This is a genomic window from Rubidibacter lacunae KORDI 51-2 (assembly GCF_000473895.1).
Classification (GTDB): Bacteria; Cyanobacteriota; Cyanobacteriia; order Cyanobacteriales; family Rubidibacteraceae; genus Rubidibacter; species Rubidibacter lacunae.
On record NZ_ASSJ01000087.1, the window covers coordinates 1 to 7,349 of the forward strand.

At 56.5% G+C, this 7,349-nt stretch carries 2 protein-coding genes; both read right to left on the minus strand.

Annotation, left to right across the window (positions count from 1 at the left end):
- The coding region (locus KR51_RS19995) for a non-ribosomal peptide synthetase (RefSeq protein ID WP_022609329.1) at nucleotides 1-2,220 on the minus strand (2,220 nt) is incomplete at its 3' end.
- Nucleotides 2,221-2,350: 130 nt separating this feature from the next.
- Complete coding sequence (locus tag KR51_RS16630) at nucleotides 2,351-7,249, minus strand: SDR family NAD(P)-dependent oxidoreductase (RefSeq protein WP_040656620.1); 4,899 nt, start codon at nucleotides 7,247-7,249, stop codon at nucleotides 2,351-2,353.
- Nucleotides 7,250-7,349 lie beyond the last annotated feature (100 nt).

Below are 7,349 nucleotides of genomic sequence, written 5' to 3' on the forward strand. Positions count from 1 at the left end.
TCGATGCGCCAGAAACGCCTCCAGCATCGACGGTACAAACTGGAGTATGGTAACCCCAGTCTCGCGGATAACGTCCGCCAGATAGGCCGGGTCCTTGTGACCCTCCGACCGGGCGAGCACCAGCCGCGCCCCGCACATCAGCGGCACGAAAATCTCCCACACGGAGACGTCGAAGCCAAGTGGGGTCTTCTGCAGCACCACATCGTCCCCGTTCTGGGCGAAAGCTTCTTGATACCAGAGCACCTGGTTCACGATGTTGCCATGTTCGACCATGACGCCTTTCGACCGTCCCGTAGACCCGGAGGTGTAGATTGCATAGGCCAAATTACGGGGTGTGAGAGCCCCGCGCTCCGGGTTCGTCGCCAGCTGTTCGCGCCAGCTATCCGGACCGCCCGTAAGGTCGACCGCCAGGGTCCTGGAGCAAGCCCGGCAAAGCTCATCAAGCAGGTCCGCCGCCACACTGTCGTCATGAATCAGCACCCGCGGGCGGCTGTCCTCCAGCATGAAGCGCAGGCGCTCCATGGGATAGGCAGGGTCCAGAGGCACATAGGCCCCGCCCGCCTTTAGCACCGCCAGCAGCCCCACCACCATCTCAAAGCTGCGCTCTACGCAAAGACCAACAAGAACGTCCGGACCCACACCCAGAGCCTGCAGATGATGTGCCAGACGGTTAGCCTGGGCGTTCAGAGTGCCATAGCTCAGCTCCTTACCTTCAAAGACCAGAGCCACGGCTGACGGGTCCCTGGCAACCTGCGCCTCGAACAGCTCGTGCAGGCACGTGCCTTGCGGATACTCAGCAGCCGTCGCGTTCCATTCCTCAACAACGAGACGGCGCTCGTCCGCAGCCATGAGCGGCAGTTCGCCGACCGGACAGTTCTCATCCTCTAAAATTGCTTCAAGCAAAATGGCGATACGCTGCCGCATCGCTTCAATATCTTGACGCTCGAAGATATCAGCGCTGTATTTGAAAAGAATCGAGACATCGGACGATAAGCTATGTTCTTGTAGGAAAATACCTAATGAACTTTGATTGAAATTCGGCCTAATAGTTTCTATTCGACAAAATGTGTCGTAGAATGGAACCTCGTTGAGTGTCGTTTCAAAGTCAAAGCCCACATCAAATAACTGTCTTCTGCGAGCGCCACCCAGATTGAGCGAACGATTGATGTCCGCGACTGGGAAACGCTGATGTGGATAGCAACATTGTGTGTCGCTACCTATTCGTTTCAAGAGGTCCGTAAATGAACGCGCCCGATCGACTTGAATTTTCAAAGGCATGACGGCTGCAAACATTCCCAGAGTTCGTCTCTGCCGCGCATTGGTGCGGTTATGCAACGACACACCGACAACAATCTCGTCCAGAGCTTGAACGCGCGTCAAATAAAGTCCAATGAGCGCCAGCATGAAATGCAGCATCGAACAGCCCTGACTCGCCGCCAGGGCTGTACATCTGTCGTAGGTTGCCCGCTCGAGTTCCCATTCGAGACGGTCGCAATAAGCATGACCATTCGACAACAAATCGGAACTGGGAAACACTGGCGGCGGCACGTCCGAAAAGCGATCGCACCAAAATTTACGGTCCCGATCGAATTCGGCAGATGTCAAATAAGCCCGATCTTCCTTTAAAAACTCGCTGTAACTCTCAAATGGTTCTTCGGTAATGCTCTCAAAGCCATCTGTAGCCAGATAACTATCGCCTTGCACGATCTTGTTATAACTCTTTGAAAGAGATTCACCGATCAACGACATGCCGAAGCCGTCATTGATGAGATGATGAAATCGCAGAAAGAGATAGTGTTTCTTCCGATCGATCTTGATGAAATGGGCGTCCCAAAGCCGGTCCCCGTGTAAATCGAATGGTTCGTTGATTTTCTGGCGTAAGTATTTTCTAGCCTCGTCTTCGGGATCCCTTTCGTTTGAGAAGTCGATCGTGTAAGGATCTACATCAATAGAATCCGCAAACTCCTGAAACGGGATGCCGTCTTCAACGTGAAAACTGGTTCTTAATGCATCGTGCCGATCGGCTATATCCTCAAGCGCTTTGATGAGCACTTCGATGTCAACCTGCTCGACCAGTTCAGTGACTATACCGAGATTATACGCAGGGCTGTCAGGATTCAGAACCTGATCGAACCAAACCATCTGCTGGCTTGAGGATAAGGGAAACCGGTCGCTGGCAATTCTGCGTTTCTGATTGGGAATATTTTCTAAGATATCCACGTCACAAGTTCCTCTCCAGGGCTGAAGCTATGTTGCCGATCTGCCGAAATTGGTCCGATTTCGCATAGGACCGCGGATGCTACTATTCGAACGCCATTCAATTGTTCGGAACAGGTTTTTGATTGTCATCTCAAGCGGCCGATGTGGCCGGTGGACGGGCTTCATCGGTATTGCCAGTGGTTTCCTCGACCAGCCGGGCGGCCAGCCGTTCGAGCGTCCGGGTCTGTGCGAGTTCCATCGGCGGAATGCTGCTGCCAACGCTCTTTTCAATCAGCACTGAAAGTTCCACCGCCATCAACGAATCGACTCCGATATCGGTCAACGAACGGGTGGCATCGATTTTCTCCGGTTTACAGGCCAAGATCCCGGCGAGCTGCTCTGTCAGCCATTCCCGAACGAGTGCCTGCCGCTGCGAACACTCGGCCGCTTTCAGAGCGGCAAGCAGCCGGGAGCTGACGTCAGCTCCCGGCGCCGCATTGGCGCTGGCGCCCACAAGATGCCTGAATCGGTTGGACTTCATCGACCCTGGAAGGTGCGATGAATACGTCTGCCAGTCGATACGCAAGACGCCGGCCGAGCTAAGCCCGTCCTTTAGGCAACCATCGAGAATCTCGATGGCTTCTGCCGCCCCAAATGCCTTCACACCATGCCGATTAAAACGCTGATGAATATCGTCATGTTCGGCCACATAACCGACATCCGAGATGGGACCCCAGGCGATTGCCACCGCCGGCAGACCCCGCGCCCGGCGGTGGTATGCCAAGGTTTCTAGAAACTGATTGGCTGCGGCATAGTTCGACTGGCCTGGATTGCCGACGATGGCGGCCATGGACGAGAACAGCACGAAAAAGTCGAGAGCCATGGCGCCGGTCACCCGGTGAAGGTTCCAAGCCCCTTTCACCTTGGGGTCGAACACCTCCGACAAACTGCGTTTGTTCTGTTGTTTGATTAACTTATCATTCAGGACCATCGCCATATGGATGACCCCTTTGAGCGGGGCTTTCTCCGTACAGAGGTCATTCAGAACCTGCCGTAGTTTGTCCTCGTCCGTCACATCGAGACTGACGACACTCACCTTGCAGCCCGTTGCTTCGATCGCCGCAATCTTTCCCCGTTGGGGATCGGTAAGGGCAACGCGCCGCCCGGCGAGAATGAGATGACCCGCACCTTCGGCAGCCATCCATTGCGCCACGGCCAAACCAAAACCGCCTAGACCTCCCGTCAGCAGATACGAGGCATTTTTATGAAACCCGTTGAAGCTGGGTGCTTCGCAGACTGCGCGCCCGGGGCTGTCCCCATGCAGATCGAAAACGATCTTGCCAATATGTTTGGCCTGGGCCATGTACCGGAAGGCCTTTTCCGCGTCACTTAGGTCAAAGGCTGTTGCGGGAAGCGGCGTCAGGGTCTTGCCTTCAAATGCTTGCATGACCTCATGCAAATAGCGCCTGATGCGTTGGGGATGCTGGCGAATCACTCGTTCCAGGTCCATGGCAGAGTAGGTGAGATTGTCGCGGAACGGATAAAGGTTCAGGGACTTCTTCTGAAAAATATCCATCTTGCCGATTTCTACAAAACGACCATAGGATCGCAACAAGTTCAAGCTTTCCTGAATAAACTCGCCAGACAGGGAGTTCAGGACAATATCAATGCCCTCGCCGTGGGTCGCTTTCAGAATGTCGTCATGGAAGTTTAGGGTCCGCGAATTCATGACATGCTTGACGCCCCGGGAACCCAGATACGCCCGTTTCTGGTCGCTGCCCGCCGTTGCGAAAATCTCCGCCCCGGCGTTTTGTGCGATCTGGACGGCGGCGAGCCCCACGCCACCCGCCGCCGCATGGATCAGGATCCGTTCGCCGGTCTGGATATCGGCAAGCTCGTGCAATGCATGCCAGGCCGTGCAAAACACCAGCGGTATGGTTGCCGCGTCCACGAGAGAGAGATGCTCGGGAATGCGCACGACGCAGTCAGCAGGTGTGATAACAACCGAGCCGAAGCCGCGGGCAATGGCTGCAACGCGATCGCCCGGAGTCAGGCCGTCCACGCCCGGTCCGACGCTGAGAACGATACCGCTGCATTCGTCACCGAGATAAAAGTGGGTGCCGCTGTCATCGGGATAGATGTCCATCGCCTTCATCAGATCGCGGAAGTTGAGACCGGCGTGATGAACTGCGATCTCAACGTCTCCCGGGCCGGGCCGGGGGCGTGCTGCCGATCTCAAGACGAAACCGCTCAAATCCCCGGGCTGGTGGAGATCGAGATAAAACATCTCGTCTTGCTTCACGGGTCGCGGACGGGATTGGGCGCGGGCCAGCCGGTCACGACTGGTCTGCCTCAAGCGCGCAACATAGCGTTCGCCGCCGCGCAGCGCGACTTCGAGTTCCCGGGACGTTCGTTGGGTCGCCTCTTCATAGATCCTGGCGGGATCGATCGTTTCCGCTGCCCCTGGCAAGTCGATTAACCTGATACGTCGATCGGGATATTCGTTTTCCGCGACCCTCCCCAGTCCCCACAAGGGAGCGCTCAACACGCCGGTACCATTGTCATCGTCTTCGATCTGCTGCACATCCCGGGTGACCAGCACGAGGCGCAGCTCGCCCTCCGAATCCAGATCGTCAAAGGCCCGCAGGATATTAACAACGTTGAGGCATTCTCCGGCGCACGATGTGTCGAGGGGTTCCCGGCCGGCCTCATCCAGCGGGGGTGCATCCAGAGGTCTGAGATAGACCACACCGGCGATGGTCCCGTATCGACCGGCGGACTCCTGAAACAGAGAGCGCATCGCAGAAAGATCGCCTGCCGTTATGTTTGGCGAGCTGGACGATTCCGGCCGCGGCGGCTCGTCCGGTTCGGTCAGCGTCACCGGCAAGGTGGTCTGGCCGTTCTTGTCGAATTCTTCCTTGACCCGAGCGCCGATACCATGACGGTCCTCGAACAACAACCAGACGCCCTCTCCGTCCCGCTCCCCCGCAGTCGCAATACCTTCAGGCTTGCGCGATAAGATTACGCTTTGAACGCCGGTTCCGTCGCTGCGGTCGGAGAGTATATTTACATCCTGCAATCCGCATTCACCGAGCAGCTTCTTCCAGGAGTCGCGATCGAGGCAGTAATGGTCCGCATGCAGACCGGTATCCTCGAATGCCCACCATCTCTTCAGCATGCCGAAGGTCACATCGACCCAAAACGGTGGCGCCATGAATTCCAGCAATAGCAGCATGCCATTGGAGACGAGCAACTCCTTCGCATGGGCGATGGCTTGCTTCAAATCCCTAGTCGCATGCAGAACATCGCCGGCGATGACCAAGTCGAAACTGTCCGGATCGAATCCCTGCTGCCTCGGGGAGCGTTCAATATCCAGGACCCGGTAGTCGACATTGCCGAAATCGGAAAACTTTTCCTTGGCGCGCCCGAAGAATACCGGCGAAGTATCGGTGAAGGTGTATTGGAGCCGTCCGACCGGCAGACTCGCCAGCAGCAACGATGCCAAGGCTCCCGTTCCGGCCCCTATTTCCAGAATGCGCAGCGGCCGGTTTTCCGGCATACCAGCAAGCATGGCTCCGACCACGAGCTCAACAATCTGGTTGTAAGGACCAAACAGTGCCGACCGGTTGTAAACCGGTTCGGTCAGTGCCTGGGACCCTTTTGGAAACAGAACCCGAACCGGATCGACATCGCCCCGTAGGACGCGGGCCAGTTGCCGGCCGCACTGCTCCAGCAGATTGAACTCGGGATGCTTTCCCTTGTTTTTGGAAAGGTAAGTCTCGATGATGGCCCCTGCCTCGGGACCGGTATAGACAGATAGAACTTGCCATCTATCGCTACCGATCTTTTCCAACAGGTCAGGGCCTTCCAGGCATTGCAACAACCGCTTTATTAAACGCTCGTGCCGCTTGGCGATCTTCAGGTCGGTGCAGACGCCTTCGACGGTCAGTTCCTGTCCTTCCGACCAGCCTCCACCCAGCGCCGCGAAAGCTTCCCAGACAAAGGCGACCGTCATCGCTTCCAGAATGGGATGAACCTCGCCGTAGTATGGGTCGAGGTGGAAGCGTGCGGCGAGACTGGGGAGATCGGCTCGAACGATTGCCGACAGCGTGCTTGGTGCGACCCGGCCGGCCCAGGAGCCGTCAATTCCATGGACGATCTCCTGCCGGTCCCATTCAAAGGCGTAAAGCCAATCGCTTCGTTCGGATTTTGCACTGGGTGGCTTACCAGCGAAGTTTCTGAACTCAACAAGCGTGTTGCCATCCGCATCGATGATGTAGATGTCGCCGAGGGTGAAGTCATCTTCCACTGGCGTCAACCGGCGCGCATAAACGAAATGCTCGGCGTCCGGCTTCGGCACACCATATAAACGTAGTCTTTCCAGTGCTATGGGTAAGCGTACTTTGAATTGCCTTTGCTGGTGACTCAGAAAGGTTCCAAAGAGTGCTTGAATACCTAAGTCTGAGAGAACCGGATGCAACAAGTAAGCTTCCAGGTCGTGGGAGTTAAGACCGGGAACGAGTGAATTTAATGGCCGTTGGGTCGCAAATACGTCATCTCCCCCACGCCAAATTCCATCGATACCCGTAAAGGCCGCTCCGTAATCAAGTCCATCTTTCTCGAAGGCCGGATACAAAAACTCAGCGATATTTTCAGGGCATTGCCGTTTCAGTTCATCCAGATCGAACCGGCGGCGGCCGGGGACCGGCATCTTCCGGATGCGCCCGCGCATGTGAGCCACCCAAGCATCTTCTTCACCCGCAACCCGGCTATCGATCGAGATCGTGCCGTCATGCGCAAGGACCTGCACCTGAATTTGCCGCCGCTGCCCTTGTTTCAGGATCAGCGGTTGGTCGATCTCCATGTTCTCCAGTTGCAGGTTGCCGGTGCCATGCAGTTCCCGGCCTGCTGCCAGCGCCAGCTCCACATAGCCTGCCGCCGGGAAGATAACCAGACCCTTGAAACGGTGATCGTTTAAAAAGGCATGCCGCCTGAGATCGATGTCATTGGTCCAGCAGGGGTCGGACCGATCCAACCGTACGCCGAGCAAGGGATGAACGCAAGGCAGGAGCCGCCGGTCGTTCGATTCCCTAGTTTCCTGCCAGTGATGCTCCCGTTGCCATGGATAGGCCGGCAACGCGATATTGGGA